This window comes from Sandarakinorhabdus sp. (assembly GCF_032115815.1).
GTDB lineage: Bacteria > Pseudomonadota > Alphaproteobacteria > Sphingomonadales > Sphingomonadaceae > Sandarakinorhabdus.
In genome coordinates, this window is record NZ_JAUMBI010000252.1 from 1 (window position 1) to 15,851 (window position 15,851).

The 15,851-nt window shown below is 66.4% G+C and carries 14 protein-coding genes; all 14 read left to right on the forward strand.

What is annotated here, in order from left to right; translation table 11 throughout:
* A partial coding sequence (locus RT662_RS14540; RefSeq protein WP_313671402.1) for a hypothetical protein occupies nucleotides 1-214 on the forward strand: 214 nt, incomplete at its 5' end.
* A complete protein-coding gene (locus RT662_RS14545) occupies nucleotides 214-1,965 on the forward strand; it encodes a penicillin-binding protein 2 (protein ID WP_313671403.1) in 1,752 nt (583 codons plus the stop codon). The genes RT662_RS14540 and RT662_RS14545, both read left to right, overlap by 1 nt.
* 2 nt (nucleotides 1,966-1,967) lie before the next feature.
* Complete coding sequence (locus tag RT662_RS14550; protein WP_313671404.1) at nucleotides 1,968-3,410, forward strand: UDP-N-acetylmuramoyl-L-alanyl-D-glutamate--2,6-diaminopimelate ligase; 1,443 nt, start codon at nucleotides 1,968-1,970, stop codon at nucleotides 3,408-3,410.
* Complete coding sequence (murF, locus tag RT662_RS14555; protein ID WP_313671405.1) at nucleotides 3,398-4,792, forward strand: UDP-N-acetylmuramoyl-tripeptide--D-alanyl-D-alanine ligase; 1,395 nt, start codon at nucleotides 3,398-3,400, stop codon at nucleotides 4,790-4,792. Before RT662_RS14550 ends, murF begins: the two co-directional genes overlap by 13 nt.
* On the forward strand, nucleotides 4,789-5,862 hold the full coding sequence (mraY, locus tag RT662_RS14560; RefSeq protein ID WP_313671406.1) for a phospho-N-acetylmuramoyl-pentapeptide-transferase: 1,074 nt from the start codon (nucleotides 4,789-4,791) through the stop codon (nucleotides 5,860-5,862). The genes murF and mraY overlap by 4 nt, the downstream gene beginning before the upstream one ends.
* Nucleotides 5,863-5,965: 103 nt before the next feature.
* The gene (murD, locus tag RT662_RS14565; RefSeq protein ID WP_313671407.1) at nucleotides 5,966-7,231 is read left to right on the forward strand and encodes a UDP-N-acetylmuramoyl-L-alanine--D-glutamate ligase; all 1,266 of its coding nucleotides are present in this window, start codon (nucleotides 5,966-5,968) and stop codon (nucleotides 7,229-7,231) included.
* A 10-nt stretch (nucleotides 7,232-7,241) separates the two neighbouring features.
* Entirely contained in the window at nucleotides 7,242-8,441 is a 1,200-nt protein-coding gene (locus RT662_RS14570) for a putative peptidoglycan glycosyltransferase FtsW (protein WP_313671408.1), read from the forward strand.
* A complete protein-coding gene (gene murG / locus RT662_RS14575; RefSeq protein WP_313671409.1) occupies nucleotides 8,438-9,562 on the forward strand; it encodes an undecaprenyldiphospho-muramoylpentapeptide beta-N-acetylglucosaminyltransferase in 1,125 nt (374 codons plus the stop codon). Before RT662_RS14570 ends, murG begins: the two co-directional genes overlap by 4 nt.
* Nucleotides 9,559-10,995 (forward strand): UDP-N-acetylmuramate--L-alanine ligase, encoded by a 1,437-nt coding sequence (gene murC, locus RT662_RS14580; RefSeq protein ID WP_313671410.1) that lies wholly within the window; start codon nucleotides 9,559-9,561, stop codon nucleotides 10,993-10,995. The genes murG and murC overlap by 4 nt, the downstream gene beginning before the upstream one ends.
* The gene (murB, locus tag RT662_RS14585; protein WP_313671411.1) at nucleotides 10,992-11,888 is read left to right on the forward strand and encodes a UDP-N-acetylmuramate dehydrogenase; all 897 of its coding nucleotides are present in this window, start codon (nucleotides 10,992-10,994) and stop codon (nucleotides 11,886-11,888) included. Before murC ends, murB begins: the two co-directional genes overlap by 4 nt.
* The gene (locus RT662_RS14590) at nucleotides 11,885-12,820 is read left to right on the forward strand and encodes a D-alanine--D-alanine ligase (RefSeq protein WP_313671412.1); all 936 of its coding nucleotides are present in this window, start codon (nucleotides 11,885-11,887) and stop codon (nucleotides 12,818-12,820) included. Before murB ends, RT662_RS14590 begins: the two co-directional genes overlap by 4 nt.
* Nucleotides 12,817-13,692 carry an FtsQ-type POTRA domain-containing protein gene (locus tag RT662_RS14595; protein WP_313671413.1) on the forward strand — a complete coding sequence of 292 codons (876 nt, stop codon included), beginning with the start codon at nucleotides 12,817-12,819 and terminating at the stop codon, nucleotides 13,690-13,692. Before RT662_RS14590 ends, RT662_RS14595 begins: the two co-directional genes overlap by 4 nt.
* A gap of 18 nt (nucleotides 13,693-13,710) precedes the next feature.
* Entirely contained in the window at nucleotides 13,711-14,988 is a 1,278-nt protein-coding gene (ftsA, locus tag RT662_RS14600) for a cell division protein FtsA (protein WP_313671414.1), read from the forward strand.
* A gap of 59 nt (nucleotides 14,989-15,047) precedes the next feature.
* The coding region (gene ftsZ / locus RT662_RS14605; RefSeq protein WP_313671415.1) for a cell division protein FtsZ at nucleotides 15,048-15,851 on the forward strand (804 nt) is incomplete at its 3' end.

Sequence of the window (15,851 nt, forward strand, 5' to 3'; positions counted from 1 at the left end):
CGTGCAGTTTGCTGTGGCCGAAATTGGCCCGGCAGCGCCCGGCAGCATTCCGCCGGCAGCCGGCAGCAATCCGCCAGCCGCCGGCCCTGCGCCGGCACAGTCCGGCAGCACCGCGCGCCTGGTGCGCACCAGTTTCGGTGACGTGCCGGCAGCGGCCGACGTGTCCGAACCGCTGCCTGCCGACCCCGTTGAGCCACAGGACGGGGAGGACTGATGGCCAGTATTCCCGGCAATGATCCGTTGATCGGCGCCTCGCCGGCCCAAAGCCCGACCGTGTCCGGGGAACGGGTGACGGCCCGCGCCCAGGCCCGGCAGCGGCTGGCCTTCCTGATCATGCTGTTTCCGGTGCTGGCGTTGATCATCCTGGTCCGGCTGGTCGATCTTTCCGTGATCCAGGGCACCCCCGGAAGCGAAACCAAGCTGATCAGCGCCGCCCCGCCGCGTGGCGACATTGTTGATCGCAACGGTGTCGAACTGGCCCGCACGTTCGAAGCCTATGCGATCACCGTGATCCCGCGCCGGCTCACCTCTGATCCGGACGTGCTGGCCACCAAGCTGGCCGAGATCCTGCCGGAACGCAGCCGCGACGAAATCCTGACCGACCTCACTTCGTCCAAGGGCCTGCGCTATCTCGCCCGCCGGGTGCTGCCCGGGCAGGCTCGTCGAATCAATGACTTGGGCGAGCCGGCGATCGAGCTGACCCGCGAAGCCGAACGCCTCTATCCCAACATCAACCTCGCCGCGCAGGCGCTGGGCTACACCGATGATGGCGGCCGCGGCCTGATCGGCGTGGAAAAGGCCTTTGACCAGCGCCTCGCCGATCCGGTGCAACGCGCCGCCCCGCTGGCGCTTTCCATCGATGTGCGCGTGCAGCAGGCGATGCAATATGAACTGGCCGCGCTGGTGGCCGATCAGAACGCCAAGGGCGCCGCCGGCGTGGTGATGGACGTGAACACCGGCGAAGTGCTGGCCATGGTGTCGTTGCCCGATTTCAATCCCAACGTGCCCGGCCAGCGCGCCGATGGCACCAAATACACCACCCAGAATGACGACGGCAGCCGCTTCAACCGGGTGACGCTGGGCGGCTATGAACTGGGCTCCACCTTCAAGGCCTTCACCATCGCCACCGCACTGGAAACCGGCACGCTCACCAACCTGCAGAAACTGTATGACGCCACCGCGCCGCTCTATGTCGCCGGCTTCCGCATCCGCGACGATCACGCCAAGAACCGCTGGCTCACCGTGCCGGAAATCTTCATCTATTCCAGCAACATCGGCACTGCCCGCATGGCCGTGGAACTGGGCCGCGAGCGGCAGCGCGAATATCTCGACAAGCTGGGCTTCCTGAAGCCAGTCGAGGTCGAGCTTAAGGAAAAGGCCCGCCCGCAATTCCCACCGCTGTCCAACTGGGGCCAGAGCGCCACCATGACGATCAGCTATGGCCACGGCCTCACCGTCTCGCCGCTGCACCTGGCCAATGGCTATGCCACGCTGGTCAATGGCGGCATCTACCACGCCCCCACGCTGCTGAAGCGTGACCCTGCTGCGGTGCCGCCCGGCCGCCGGGTGTTTTCGGAACGCACAAGCATGGAACTGCGTCGGCTGCTGCGCCTGGTTGTCACCAAGGGCACTGGCCGCAAGGCCGACGTGCCGGGCTATCGCGTGGGCGGCAAGACGGGCACGGCCGAGAAGATCGAGAATGGCCGATATGTCCGCGGCCAGAACGTGGTGAACTTCGCCGCCGCCTTCCCGATGGATGCGCCGCGCTATGTTGTCGTGGCCATGATCGACGATCCGCGCGGCAGCAAGTCCACCTATGGCTTCCGCACCGCCGGCATGGTGGTGGCGCCCGCCATCAACAACATCATCCGCCGCATCGCCCCGCCCTTGGGCGTGGTGCCGGAACCCAACCGCGATCTTGATTTGACGGGTCTGCTGCCCGCCGCCATCGAGGCCAAGGAGTAGCGATGCGGCTGGGTGCGCTTCTCCCCAACGCAAGCCAGGCCGGTGACGATCTCGTCACCGGTTTTGCGCTTGATCACCGCAAGGTTGCGCCCGGGACCATCTTCGGCGCGTTCCAGGGCGCGCGCGTCAATGGCGAGGATTTCATCCCGGCCGCCATTGCCGCCGGTGCCATCGCCATTGTGGCCCGCCCCGAAGCCAGGGTGCAAGGCGCTGTCCACGTGGCCGATGCCAATCCGCGCCGAGCCTTCGCGGCGCTCGCCGCCCGCTATTTTGCACCATTCCCGGCCACCACCGTGGCCATCACCGGCACCAACGGCAAGACCAGTACGGCCGAACTGACCCGCCAGCTGTGGCAGGCGGCAGGGCATCGCGCTGCAAGCATCGGCACGTTGGGCGTGACCACCGGTTATGACAGCGTTTCCCCGCGCGATGGCACCGGCGGGCTGACGACGCCCGATGTGGTGACGTTTCTGGCCACCATGGCCGGCCTGGCGCGCGAGGGCATCAGCCACGCGGCGTTCGAAGCCTCCAGCCACGGGCTCGACCAGTATCGTACCGAAGGTCTGCCGGTTACGGCTGCCGCCTTCACCAATCTTTCCCGCGACCATCTTGATTACCACGGCACCATGGAGGCCTATTTCATCGCCAAGACGCGGCTGCTGGCCGAAGTGGTCGATGATGGCGGCAGCGCCGTGATCTGGGCCGATGATGGCGACTGGTCGGCCCGGATGATCGACGTGGCACGCGGGCGCGGGCTCAGGATGTTCACCGTTGGCGAAGCCGGCCAAGCGCTGAAGCTGGTCGGCCGCACGCCGACATCGCTGGGGCAGGACCTGATGCTGCAGGCCGGCGGCCAGACTTACAAGATCGCGCTGCCGCTGATCGGCGCCTATCAGGCCGCCAATGCGCTGGTTGCCGCCGGGCTGGTGATCGCCTGCGGCGGCGACGTGAGCCAGACGCTTTCAAACCTCGCCCGCGTGTCGGGCGTGCGCGGCCGGCTGGAACGCGCGGTCATCACGCGTTCAGGTGCTGCCGTGTATGTCGATTATGCGCACACACCCGATGCCATCATCGCGGCCTGTGCGGCGCTGCGCCCGCATGTAACGGGCAGGCTGATCATCGTATTTGGGGCCGGCGGCGACCGCGACGCCGGCAAGCGCCCCCTGATGGGGGAGGCTGCGGCCGCCCATGCCGATGTCGTCGTTGTAACCGACGACAATCCCCGCAGTGAAAACCCGGCGGCCATCCGCGCCTCCGTCCTCTCTGCCACGCCCGGCGGACAGGAAATAGCGGATCGCCGCCGGGCAATTGCCGCGGCCATTACCATGGCCCTTGCCGGCGACATCGTGCTGATCGCCGGCAAGGGTCATGAGCAAGGCCAGACCGTCGGGGATCGTGTGTTGCCGTTCGACGACGTGACCGTGGCGCGGGAGTGCGCAGCGTGAGCCTGTGGACCAGCGCCGCCATTGCCGAGGCCTGCCAGGGCACGGCGCATGGCGACTTCATGGCCGATGGCGTCACCTTCGACAGCCGCGAAGTGGTGGCCGGCGATCTGTTCATCGCGTTGAAGGGCGAGGCCACCGATGGCCATCGTTTTGTTGGCACGGCGCTGCAGCGCGGCGCAGCCGGCCTGCTGGTGAGTGAAGCTTTAGACGCGCCGCACGTGCGCGTGGCCGACACCATGGCGGCCCTGAACGCCCTGGGTGCCGCCGCGCGCGATCGCAGCAGCGCCACCCGCATCGGCGTGACGGGCAGCGTCGGCAAGACCGGCGTCAAGGAAGCTCTAAAGGCAGCGCTCTCCCGCTTCGCGCCGGATGCCGTGCACGCCAGCGTGAAAAGCTACAACAATCATACCGGCGTACCGCTGAGCCTGTCCCGCATGCCGGCGGCGTCGCGCTTCGGCGTGTTCGAAATGGGCATGAACCACAGTGGCGAATTGGCCGAGCTGACCCAGCTGGTGCGCCCGCACATCGCCATCGTCACTTGGGTTGCATCGGCGCACCGCGAGTTTTTCGCGACTGAAACCGACATCGCCATGGCAAAGGCCGAGATTTTTGCCGGGCTTCCCGCAGGCGGTACCGCCATCATCCCGCACGACAGTTCCCACGCCGATCAGCTGGCCCGCGCCGCCGCTGATGCTGGCGCGAAAGTGGTGCGCTTCGGCATGAGCGACGGCGCCGATGTGCGCGCCGAAAAGGTGGCGCTACACCCCGATTGCAGTTGCGTGACCGCCCGGATCGGCAGCGACACCCTGACGTTCAAGATCGGCATGGCCGGGCAGCATTGGGTCAATAATGCGCTGGCCGTGCTGGCCGGGGTGCAGGCGGCGGGCGGTGATCTGGCGCTGGCTGGCCTGGCACTGGCCGAACTCAATGATCTGCCCGGACGCGGCCGCCGCCTGCGGGTGGCCGCCGGTGCCGGTCAAGCCATCGTGATCGACGAAGCCTATAACGCCAATCCGGCCAGTATGGCGGCCAGCCTGGCCGTGCTGAAGGCAGTGGCGCCCGCGCGCCACGGCCGCCGCCTGGCGCTGCTGGGCAGCATGAAGGAACTAGGCACGCTGTCGGATGAGTTCCATGCCGGGCTGGCGCCGCACATTCGCGATGCCGGCGTGGCTGCCGCCGTGCTGGTTGGCGCCGAAATGCAGCCGCTGGCCGCCACCCTGGGTCGCAGCATCGATGTGCGTCACGTCGCCGATGCCGATGCCGCGCGCACTGAGATTTCCCGCCTGATTGCGGCCGATGATGTGCTGCTGGTCAAGGGTTCCAATTCGATCGGGCTGGCCCGCGTCATCGAGGCGCTGGCAAGCGGAGACATGATGCCATGATCAAGCTGCTGGCCGATCTTGCGGGCTATGAAGGCCTGTTCAACATCTTCCGCTACATCACCTTCCGGGCGATCGCCGCGTTGATGACCAGCCTGGCCATCGCGCTGGTGCTGGGGCCGCGCTTCATTGACATGCTGCGCGCCAAGCAGGGCAAGGGCCAGCCGATCCGCGAGGATGGGCCGGAATGGCATCTGCTCACCAAGCGCGGCACGCCGACGATGGGTGGCCTGCTGATCCTGATCGGGATGACCATCTCCACCTTGATGTGGATGGATTTCAGCAATGGCTTTGTGTGGGCCAGCCTGCTGGTCACGCTGGGGTTCGGCGCCATCGGGTTCATGGACGATTATGACAAGGTGACGAAGCAGAGCCACAAAGGCGTTTCCGGCAAGGTGCGGCTGGGGATGGAGTTTCTGATTGCTGGCCTCGCCTGTTCGTGGATCGCCAGCCGCACCGGCTTCACCCTCTATCTGCCGTTCCTGAAGGATGCCGGGCTTTATCTGGGGCTGTTCTACATCGCCTTTGCCGCCTTCATCGTGACCGGCTTTGGCAACGCCGTGAACCTTACCGATGGCCTTGATGGCCTCGCCACCATGCCGGTGATCATTGCCGCAGCGGCTTTTGCGGTGATCGCCTATCTGGTCGGCAACATCCGCTTTTCGGATTATCTCGGCATCCATCACGTGCCGGGTTCGGGCGAGTTGGCGGTATTCTGCGCGGCGTTGATCGGGGCGTGTCTGGGCTTCCTGTGGTTCAACGCGCCGCCGGCAATGGTGTTCATGGGCGACACCGGCAGCCTGGCGCTGGGCGGCGCGCTCGGCACCATCGCGGTGATCACCAATCACGAACTGGTGCTGCTGGTGATCGGCGGGCTGTTCGTGCTCGAAACGCTTTCAGTGATCATTCAAGTGGTGAGCTTCAAGACGACAGGCAAGCGCGTGTTCCGCATGGCGCCACTGCACCATCATTACGAGAAGAAAGGCTGGAAAGAGTCGACCGTGGTGATCCGCTTCTGGATCATCGCCATCCTGCTCGCCTTGGCGGGCCTGGCAACACTGAAACTTCGGTGAGCGCCATGTTCGTCAGCAGCGTCCTCCTCCTTGAACCTGCATACCCCGCACCGCGTGTGCTGCTGCGTAACCGTGGCGCACGGGGGGGGAGGACGCTGCACCGGTGATTACCTCGCCCGCCTTTGCCGGCAAACGCTGGGGCGTGCTGGGCCTGGCCCGCACCGGCCGCGCCGTGGCGGCGGCGCTGGCCGCGTCGGGCGGCGAGGTGTGGGCGTGGGATGACGGCGAAGCAGCACGCGCGGCGTTTGAAGGCAAACTGGTCGATCTGAACAACGCTGATCTGAGGGGGCTGGCCGGCGTGGTGGTGTCGCCCGGTGTGCCGCATTCGGCGCCGATCTTCGCCGCGGCCGCACGCCATGGCGTGCCCGTAATCGGCGATACCGAGCTGTTTGCCCTCAGCCAGCCGGCGGCGCGCGTGGTAGGCATCACCGGCACCAACGGCAAATCCACCACCACGGCGCTGGTGCATCATCTGTGCGTCACCGCCGGCATCCCAGCGGCGATGGGCGGCAACATCGGCCTACCCATCATGGCGCAGGATCCGCTGCCAGCCGGTGGCGTGTGGGTGCTGGAATTGTCGAGCTATCAGCTGGAAATCACTCACAGCCTGGCCTGCGACGTCGCCATCCTCACCAACATCACGCCCGACCATTTGGAACGGCACGGCACGATGGCCGGCTATGCCGGTGCCAAGGCGCGGCTGTTTGCCATGCAGAAACCCGGCAGCACCGCCATCGTTGGCCGCGAAGCGCAGGCCGCCTGGACGGTAGCTTCAGGGCCGGTGCTGTTCATCGAGGATGTGGCGCTGCCCTCTCCGCAATCCGACTGGCCGGCGCTGAAGGGCCCGCACAATCTGGAAAATGCCCGCGCCGCCATTGCGACGGCCCGCGCGCTCGGCATATCCGACGATGTGATCGCGCGCGGGCTCGCCAGTTATCAGGCGCTGGCACACCGCATGGAACCGGTTGGCGAGAAGCACGGACTGCTGTGGGTGAACGACAGCAAGGCCACCAACGCCGACAGCACCGCCCCGGCGCTTACGGCCTATCCGCGCATCCGGTGGATTGCTGGGGGCCGGCCCAAGCTGGATGCCAGCGGCAAGGCCGATCTGTCAGCAATCCTGCCGCATCTGGACCAGGTTGCTGGCGCCTATCTGATCGGTGAAGCCGCGCCGCAATTTGCCGAGCAGCTTGCTGGCCGCCTGCCAGTCACCCAGTCAGGCACGCTGGCGCAGGCGATAACGGATGTGCTGGCCACCGCCAAACCGGGCGAGGTCGTGCTGTTCAGCCCGGCGGCGGCCAGTTTTGATCAATTCAGGGATTTCGAGGACCGTGGCGCTGCCTTCCGGGCAGCAGTCGCGGCGCTTTGAGGGGGACAGGATGGCCAGCCGCAGCACCAATCGCACGCTCGCCGCCGCGCTCACGCGCGGGGACCGCTCCACCATCGGCCGCTGGTTCTGGACCATCGACAAGACGCTGCTGATCATCATCTTCGCGCTGGTTGCGGCCGGCATCGTTGCCGTGGCGGCCGCCTCTCCGGCCGCTGCCCGCAGGCTTTCGGGCACCGCGATGCGCTTCGATGATCTCTATTTCCTCTATCGCCAATTGGGCTGGGTGGCACTGGGCCTGCCGTTGATGCTGGCCACCTCTATGCTCGATATCCGTATGCTGAAGCGGTTGGCCGTGGTCGGCACCTTGGGCTGCCTGGTGGCCTTGTTGCTGGTGCCATTCATCGGCGGCGGCGCCAACGGCGCGGCGCGCTGGATTCAGCTGCCCGGCTTCCAGTTCCAGCCGTCCGAATTCTTCAAACCCTGTTTCATCGTGACGACTGCCTGGCTGCTCAGCCTGAAGGTGGAAGATCGCAGCCTGCCCACCATGCAGATCAGCATGAGCATTTTGGCGATGGCCGTGATCTGCCTGATCGCCCAGCCTGACGTGGGCCAATCAGCCCTGATTTCGGCAGTATGGTTGACGCAAGCGATGCTGGCTGGCCTGTCGCTCACCATCATCGGCGCTCTGGCCGGGCTGGGCATCGTTGGGCTGGTCGCGGCCTATTTCACCCTCGATCACTTCGCCGCCCGCATCGACAAGTGGATATTGGGCACCGGCGACACCTTCCAGATCGACAAGGCGCTGGATTGCTTCCGCGCCGGCGGCTGGCTGGGCACCGGGCCGGGCGAAGGTCGCATGAAGTTCCGTCTGCCCGAAGCCCAGACTGACTATATCTTCTCCGTCATCGGTGAGGAGTTCGGCCTGATCGCCTGCTTCATGCTGGCCGGCCTGTTCATGGGCCTGGTGGTACGCGCGCTGCTGGTGGCGATGGACGAGGAAGACCCGTTCGTGTTCCTCGCCACGGCCGGGCTGGCGGCGCAGTTCGGCTTTCAGGCGGCGATCAACATGATGGTCAATCTGGCGCTGCTGCCGTCCAAGGGCATGACCCTGCCGTTCATCAGCCACGGCGGTTCATCCTATCTAGCCATCTGCGTTGGTGCTGGCCTGTTGTTGGCACTAACCCGTTGCAATCCCTTCCTGAAGGGCCAGCCCTGGGCGCGGCCGCCCGGCAGTCTGCGCCCGGCATGACCGACAACCCGCGCCAGATGACCCCAAGCCCCGGCGGCACCTATGTGCTGTGCGCCGGCGGCACCGGCGGCCACATGGTGCCGGCGCATTGCCTGGCGCTTGAACTGATGGCGCGTGGCCACAAGGTGCATCTGGTGACGGACGAGCGTGGCCTGCGCTTCCCCGGACTGTTCCCCGGCGTGCCCGTCACCAAGGTGGAAGCGGCTTCGACCGGCCGCAGCGGCTGGCGTTCCTTGCCGCAAGTGGCGCTCAGCATCTGGAAGGGTCGCAGCGCCGCACGCAAGCTTTTCAAGGACATGCGCCCGCGCGCCGTCATCGGTTTTGGCGGCTATCCCGCACTGCCCGGTCTGCTGGCGGGATTGTCGCTGTACCTGCCCTGCCTGATCCACGAGCAGAATGCCGTGCTCGGTCGTACCAATCGCTATCTGGCGCCGCGGGTGCGGGCAATTGCCACCAGCTTCCCGCGGGTGCGCCGCATGGAAGGCAGCTGGCAGCGCCGGGCGCATTTCGTCGGCAACCCGGTGCGCCCCGAAGTTCTGGCTGCCCGGGATGTAAAATTCGACGAGAATGCTGCCCGATTGAAGCTTCTGGTGACCGGCGGCAGCCAGGGAGCGGCGGTTCTGAACCGGGTGGTGCCGGCCGCTGTACGGCTGCTGCCGGCCGCGCTGCGCGCCGATCTGGACATCACCCACCAGGGCCGCGACGAGGATCGCGACGAGATGCTGGCCGCCTACCGCGCCGCCGGGATCGAGCCGACAATCGCTGCCTACTTCCCCGATCTTCCGGCCGAGATGGCTTCCAGCCATATCGTCATCGCCCGTTCCGGCGCGTCGACCGTCGCAGAACTCGCCGTGATGGGCCGGCCGTCCATATTGGTGCCACTGCCGATCGCCACCGATGATCACCAGGCCGACAATGCCGCCGCTCTGGTGGCAGCCGGCGGGGCGCAGATGATCCGTCAACAGGATTTTACGCCGGAGCGGCTGGCCGAGGCCTTGACGCAATGGTTAACAGACCGGCAGGGGTTGGCAGAGGCCGCCGCAGCGGCGCGCGCCGCCGGCCATCCGGAAGCCGCGACACGCTTGGCCAATCTTGTCATTGCCACTGGATTGATCGCATGAACTCCGCTCCCGCAACCATTCGTCTGCGCCCCGGTTTCCGCACCGATATCGGCGTCATCCATTTCGTCGGCATCGGCGGCATCGGCATGTCGGGCATTGCCGAGGTGATGGCCAATCTGGGTTTCGACGTGCAGGGCAGCGATTCTGCCGAAGGCTATGTGGTTGAAGGCCTGCGCAAGAAAGGCATCAAGGTCTTCATCGGCCAGAAGGCGGACAATGTCGCCAATGCCGCCGTGCTGGTCACCTCCACCGCGATCAAGGCCGACAATCCCGAAGTCGTGGCCGCCCGCGCCAAGCGCATCCCCGTCGTGCGCCGCGCCGAAATGCTGGCCGAACTGATGCGGCTGAAAAGCTGCGTTGCCGTCGCCGGCACCCACGGTAAAACCACCACCACCTCGATGGTCGCCACGCTGCTCGATGCCGGCGGGCTTGATCCCACCGTCATCAACGGCGGCATCATCAATTCCATCGGCTCCAACGCCCGCCTGGGCGCGTCGGACTGGATGGTGGTGGAGGCCGATGAAAGCGACGGCAGCTTCCTGCGGCTCACCGGCACGTTCGGCATCGTCACCAACATCGATCCGGAACATCTCGATCACTGGGGCAATTTCGAAGCGGTACGCAAAGGCTTTGAAACCTTCGTCCACGCCGTTCCCTTTTATGGCGCGGCCATATTGTGCATCGATCACCCGGAAGTACAGGCGCTGATCCCGCGCGTGTCGGACCGTCGCATCATCACCTACGGCTTTGCCGCCACCGCCGACGTGCGCGGGCTGGATGTGACGCCGGTGCCGGGTGGCAACCGCTTCTCCGTTCTGGTCCGCACCCGTGATGGCCAGCGCCGCATCGACGATCTCGTGCTGCCGATGCCCGGTCGCCACAATGTGCAGAACGCGCTGGCCGCCATCGCCGTGGCGCTGGAACTGGGCGTGGATGATGACGGCCTGCGTGCCGGCCTGGCCCGGTTTGGCGGGGTTAAGCGCCGCTTCACCAAGGTGGGCGAGGTCGCCGGCACCAGCATCGTTGATGATTATGGCCACCATCCGGTGGAAATCCGCGCCGTGCTCGCCGCCGCCCGCGAAGGCGCAGCCGGCCGCGTGATCGCCGTGGTGCAGCCACACCGCTACACTCGCCTGCGCGATCTGATGGCGGACTTCTGCGCGGCGTTCAACGATGCCGACATGGTCTATGTGGCACCGGTCTATGCGGCGGGCGAAGCGCCGATCGAAGGCGTCGATGCCGCCGCGCTGGCGGCCGGATTGGTTGCGGCCGGGCACCCGATCGCCGACACGGTGACGGGCGCGGACAATCTGGCGGTGAAACTGGCCGGCGTGATCCAGCCCGGCGATCAGGTGATCTGCCTCGGGGCCGGCGACATCACCAAGTGGGCCGCGGGCCTCGCCGAAGCGATTGGCAAGGTGAAGGCGGGATGACGGCGCTTGCCGCCCCCCCGGCCGCGCGCGGCAAGTTGACGGCATCTGCGCCGCTGGCCCCGCTCGTCTGGTTCAAGGCGGGCGGCGTTGCGGACTGGCTGTTCGAGCCAGCCGATATCGAAGATCTGCGCGCCTTCCTGAAAGCGCTGCCTTCCGATGTTCCGGTGATGGCGCTGGGGCTGGGCAGCAATCTGATCGTGCGCGATGGCGGCGTGCCGGGCGTGGTGGTGCGGCTGGGCAAGGCATTCGGCAAGGTCAGCGCCGACGGCGAGACACTTACTTGCGGCGGCGGCGCGTCGGGCATCGCCGTGAGCAGCGCGGCGCGGGATGCCGGCGTGACGGGCTTGGAATTCCTGCGCGGCATTCCCGGCACCGTTGGCGGCTTCGTGCGGATGAACGGCGGCGCTTATGGCCGCGAAGTCGCCGATGTACTGGTGGACGTGACCATCGTCACCCGCGACGGCGGCATCGAAACCCGCGCACTGTCGGCGTTGGATTACAGCTATCGCCATAGCAACCTGCAAGACGGCGAGATCGTGATCGCCGCTCGCCTGAAAGGCCAACCCGGCGAGAAGGCCGCCATCCAGGCCGAGATGGACCGCATCGCCGCCGCCCGCGAAGCCAGCCAGCCGCTGCGCACCCGCACCGGCGGTTCCACCTTCAAGAACCCGGCGCCGCACAAGGCCTGGGAACTGGTGCATAACGCCGGCTGCCGGGGCCTTCGCGTTGGCGGGGCCGAAGTGAGCGAGAAGCATTCAAATTTCCTGATCAACAGCCACCGCGCCACCGCCGCCGATATCGAGGCGCTGGGCGAACTGGTGCGGGCCCATGTGCTGCGCACGCAGGGCGTGTCGTTGGAGTGGGAAATCCAGCGCGTGGGGCGGGTGCAATGAAGGTGGCAGTGCTCATGGGCGGTTGGTCGGCGGAGCGCGAGGTGTCGCTCACCTCCGGCCGCGGCATCGCGCAGGCCTGCCGCACGCTGGGCCACGATGTCGTGGAAATCGACATGGGCCGCAACCTTGGCCAGCAACTGCTGGAGGCAAAGCCCGACGTGGTGTTCAACGCGCTGCACGGCTCGCCCGGCGAGGATGGCACGGTGCAGGGCGTGATGGATTTGCTCGGTCTCGCCTATACCCATTCCGGACTCACCACGTCGGCCATCGCCATCGACAAGGAGCTCACCAAGAAGGTGCTGGTGCCGGCCGGGGTGCCGATGCCCCAGGGCAAGCTGGTGACGAGCGAAAGCCTGTTCGAAGGCGATCCGCTGCCCCGCCCCTATGTGCTGAAGCCCGTGAACGAAGGCTCGTCGGTTGGTGTCGCCATCGTCACCGACAGCAGCAATTACGGCAACCCGATCCGTCGCGACGTGCCGGGGCCATGGCAGGCCTTCGAAACGCTGCTGGCCGAGCCATTTGTGGCCGGCAAGGAATTGACCGTGGCGGTGATCGGCGACGAAGCCCTGGCCGTTACCGAATTGCAGACCTCAAGCGGCTTTTATGATTACGAGGCCAAATATACCGACGGCCTGACCCTGCACATCTGCCCCGCTGCGTTGCCGCCCGAAATCGAAGCGGCCTGCCTCGCCCATGCCCTTACCGCTCACCGGGTGCTGGGCTGCCGCGGCACCAGCCGTTCCGATTTCCGCTGGGATCCGGCGCAAGGCCTGGCTGGCCTGTTCCTGCTGGAAACCAACACCCAGCCCGGAATGACGCCCTTGAGCCTGGTGCCGGAACAGGCCAAGTATCGCGGCATCAGTTACGAACAGCTGGTGCAGCGCCTGATCGATATGGCGCTTCACGATCATCGGAAGGGGGCCAAGGCATGACCGCCGCCGTTCTGAAGCGCGGCGCCAGGCCGCCGAAAGCCGCGCAGAAGCGGCCAACGCGCGCGGCCAACGCGCCAAAAGTCACCCGCCAGCAATTGGGCATCGGTGCCGCCGTGCTGCTGGCGATTGCGATTGCAGTGATGATTGCCGTGGGTGTGCCGCAGCGCATCTGGAACGGCTTTGTGGAATGGACCGCCGCGCAAGGGTGGGAGGTTCGCCATGTCGAACTGACCGGCGCGCGCGAGCAGGAACGGCTTGCCATCTATGCCGCCGTGCTGAACGGCCCCAGCAACGCCATGCTCGCCACCGATCTGGATGATGTGCGGATGCGGCTGCGCGCCCTGCCGTGGCTGGCCGATGCCAGCGTGCAGCGCCGCCTGCCCGACACGCTGGTGATCGAGGTGAAAGAGCGCAAGCCGGTTGCGCTGTGGCAGCATCACCAGCGCCTGGCCGCCATCGATATCACCGGCAAAGTGCTCACCCGCGAGCGGCTGGAACGCTGGAACGATCTGCCGATCCTGGTGGGCGCCGGCGCCAATGCCCGCGTGCGCGATGCGTTGGAACTGATCGCCGCCACACCGCTGGGCCGCGACGTGAACGCCGCCGTGTTCGTGGGTGGGCGCCGCTGGGACTTGCGGTTCAAGAGCGGCGAGACGCTGGCGCTGCCCGACCGGCCGGGCGAAGCACGCGCGGCGCTGGCCACCTTTGCCAGGCTTGATGGGCAGGGCCCGGAACGGCTGCTGGGCGGCCGCTTCACCCGCTTTGATCTGCGGCTGCCCGGCCGCATGATCGTCGCCGGCCCGGCCGTGGCCAAAACATTGGCCGAAGCGGAAAAGGCCCGCCGCGCCGCCGCCCAGGCCCAGAAGATTTGATGCAGATCTGAGGAACATATGGCTCCCCGTATTCCCCTCCCTCCCCTCGGCCGCAGCCAGCCCGAACGGCCGGTCGCCGTGCTTGATGTTGGCACGTCGAAAGTGTCGGCGCTGATCGCGCTCGTCGGCGGCGACGGCAGCCCACGCATCATCGGCAGCGGACAAAAGCCGTGCATGGGCCTGAAGCGCGGCACGGTGACGGATTTCGACAAGGCCGAAATGGCCATCCGTGGTGCGATGGATCAGGCCGAACGCGCGGCGGGCATGCAGATGGACAGCGTGATCGCCAGCTTTGCCGCCGGTAACATGGCCAGTTCCATGGCCAGTGCCGAAATCGACATCGCCGGTGCCAGCATCACGCCGACCGACATGGTGACGCTGCGCCAGGCCGGCCGCGCCGCCATCGATCCGCGTGGCCGCAGCGTGGTCCATGCCCTGCCGGCGCTCTACACGCTTGATGGCCTGCCCGGCGTCGAAAGCCCGCTGGGCCTGCATGCCGATCGGTTGGGCATGGATATCCATGTCGTCACCGCCGACACGCCCGCGATCATGAACTTCACCCGGGCCGTGGCGCAATCGCACCTCGGCATTTCCACATTGGTCGCCAGCCCGCTGGCCGCCAGCCTGGCCGTGCTGGACGAGGAAGAGCGCGACATCGGCGTGGCACTGATCGACATTGGCGCCGGCATGACCAGCATCGCCGTGCACAAGTTCGGCATTGCCGTGGGCGTCGCCACCGTAGCGATGGGCAGCGCCGACATCACCGACGACATTGCAGCCGCTTTCGATACCAAGCGCAGCAATGCCGAGCGACTGAAGACCTTCGATGGCGCCGCCGTGGCCACCATCCGCGATCAGAGCGACCCGGTGACCATCCCGCCTACGGTGGAAGACGGCAGCGTGGAAGCCAGGAAGGTGCCGCGCGCGCAACTGGTGGGCGTGATCCGCACCCGGCTCGACATGCTGTTCGGTGAAATCGCCAAGGCCTTGTCAGGGCTGGGCTTTGTCGGCCCGCAGGCCCGACGCATCGTGCTGACTGGCGGCGGATCAGACCTGCGCTCCATCGCCGATTATGCCGGTTCCTATCTGGGCTGCAACGTCCGCATCGGGCGGCCGCGCGGATTGAATGGCCTGCCTGTGGCGCAGGAAGGCCCGGCCTTTGCCACGCTGGCTGGCCTGGTGCTGTTTGCGCAAGGCGACCGCGGCGACGTGTGGCACGCGCAGGTGAATAACGAAGCCCCCTCGCTTCGGCGCGGATTTGGGGGAGTCATCGAAAAACTGTGGGGAAGTCTGTGAAGTCACTTCCCACCGAATCACGCATCATCTAGTATGGTAAAGACCTCGGGAGACACGACATGCTGGAATTCGCGAAGCCGGAACTGACCGAACTGAAGCCGCGTATTGCTGTGATTGGTGTTGGTGGCGCCGGGTGCAATGCGGTGGCCAACATGATCGCTGCCGATCTGATGGGCGTGGAGTTCGTGGTCGCCAACACCGACGCCCAGCAGCTTGCCATGAGCCCGGCCGGCACCCGCATCCAGCTTGGCATGAAGATCACGCAAGGCCTGGGCGCCGGCGCCCGCCCGGAGATCGGCCGCGCTGCCGCCGAGGAAACGCTTGAACAGCTCGAAACCGCGCTGGATGGCGCGCACATGTGCTTCATCGCCGCCGGCATGGGCGGCGGCACCGGTACCGGTGCAGCCCCGGTCGTGGCCCGCGCCGCGCGCGAAAAGGGGATCCTGACGGTTGGTGTCGTCACCAAGCCGTTCAGTTTCGAAGGCGCCAAGCGCATGCGCGCCGCCGAAGAAGGCATTGCCGAACTGCAAAAGCATGTCGACACGCTGATCATCATCCCGAACCAGAATCTGTTCCTGATCGCCAATGCCAACACCACCTTCAAGGACGCCTTTGCCATGGCGGACCAGGTGCTGCACCAGGGCGTGCGCGGCATCACTGATCTGATGATCATGCCCGGCCTGATCAACCTCGATTTCGCCGACATCCGCACCGTGATGAGCGAGATGGGCAAGGCGATGATGGGCACCGGCGAAGCCACGGGCGAAGGCCGTGCCATCGAAGCGGCGCAGAAGGCGATTGCCAACCCGCTGCTGGATGAAGTGTCGATGCGCGGCGCCAAGGGTGTCATCATCAACATCACC

Excerpts from the sequence above, each read along its gene's own strand:
- RT662_RS14545 (WP_313671403.1), top strand. The coding sequence starts at position 214 with ATGGCCAGTATTCCCGGCAATGATCCGTTGATCGGCGCCTCGCCGGCC.
- RT662_RS14550 (WP_313671404.1), top strand. The coding sequence starts at position 1,968 with ATGCGGCTGGGTGCGCTTCTCCCCAACGCAAGCCAGGCCGGTGACGAT.
- mraY (WP_313671406.1), top strand. The coding sequence starts at position 4,789 with ATGATCAAGCTGCTGGCCGATCTTGCGGGCTATGAAGGCCTGTTCAAC.
- RT662_RS14570 (WP_313671408.1), top strand. The coding sequence starts at position 7,242 with ATGGCCAGCCGCAGCACCAATCGCACGCTCGCCGCCGCGCTCACGCGC.
- murG (WP_313671409.1), top strand. The coding sequence starts at position 8,438 with ATGACCGACAACCCGCGCCAGATGACCCCAAGCCCCGGCGGCACCTAT.
- murC (WP_313671410.1), top strand. The coding sequence starts at position 9,559 with ATGAACTCCGCTCCCGCAACCATTCGTCTGCGCCCCGGTTTCCGCACC.
- murB (WP_313671411.1), top strand. The coding sequence starts at position 10,992 with ATGACGGCGCTTGCCGCCCCCCCGGCCGCGCGCGGCAAGTTGACGGCA.
- RT662_RS14590 (WP_313671412.1), top strand. The coding sequence starts at position 11,885 with ATGAAGGTGGCAGTGCTCATGGGCGGTTGGTCGGCGGAGCGCGAGGTG.
- RT662_RS14595 (WP_313671413.1), top strand. The coding sequence starts at position 12,817 with ATGACCGCCGCCGTTCTGAAGCGCGGCGCCAGGCCGCCGAAAGCCGCG.
- ftsA (WP_313671414.1), top strand. The coding sequence starts at position 13,711 with ATGGCTCCCCGTATTCCCCTCCCTCCCCTCGGCCGCAGCCAGCCCGAA.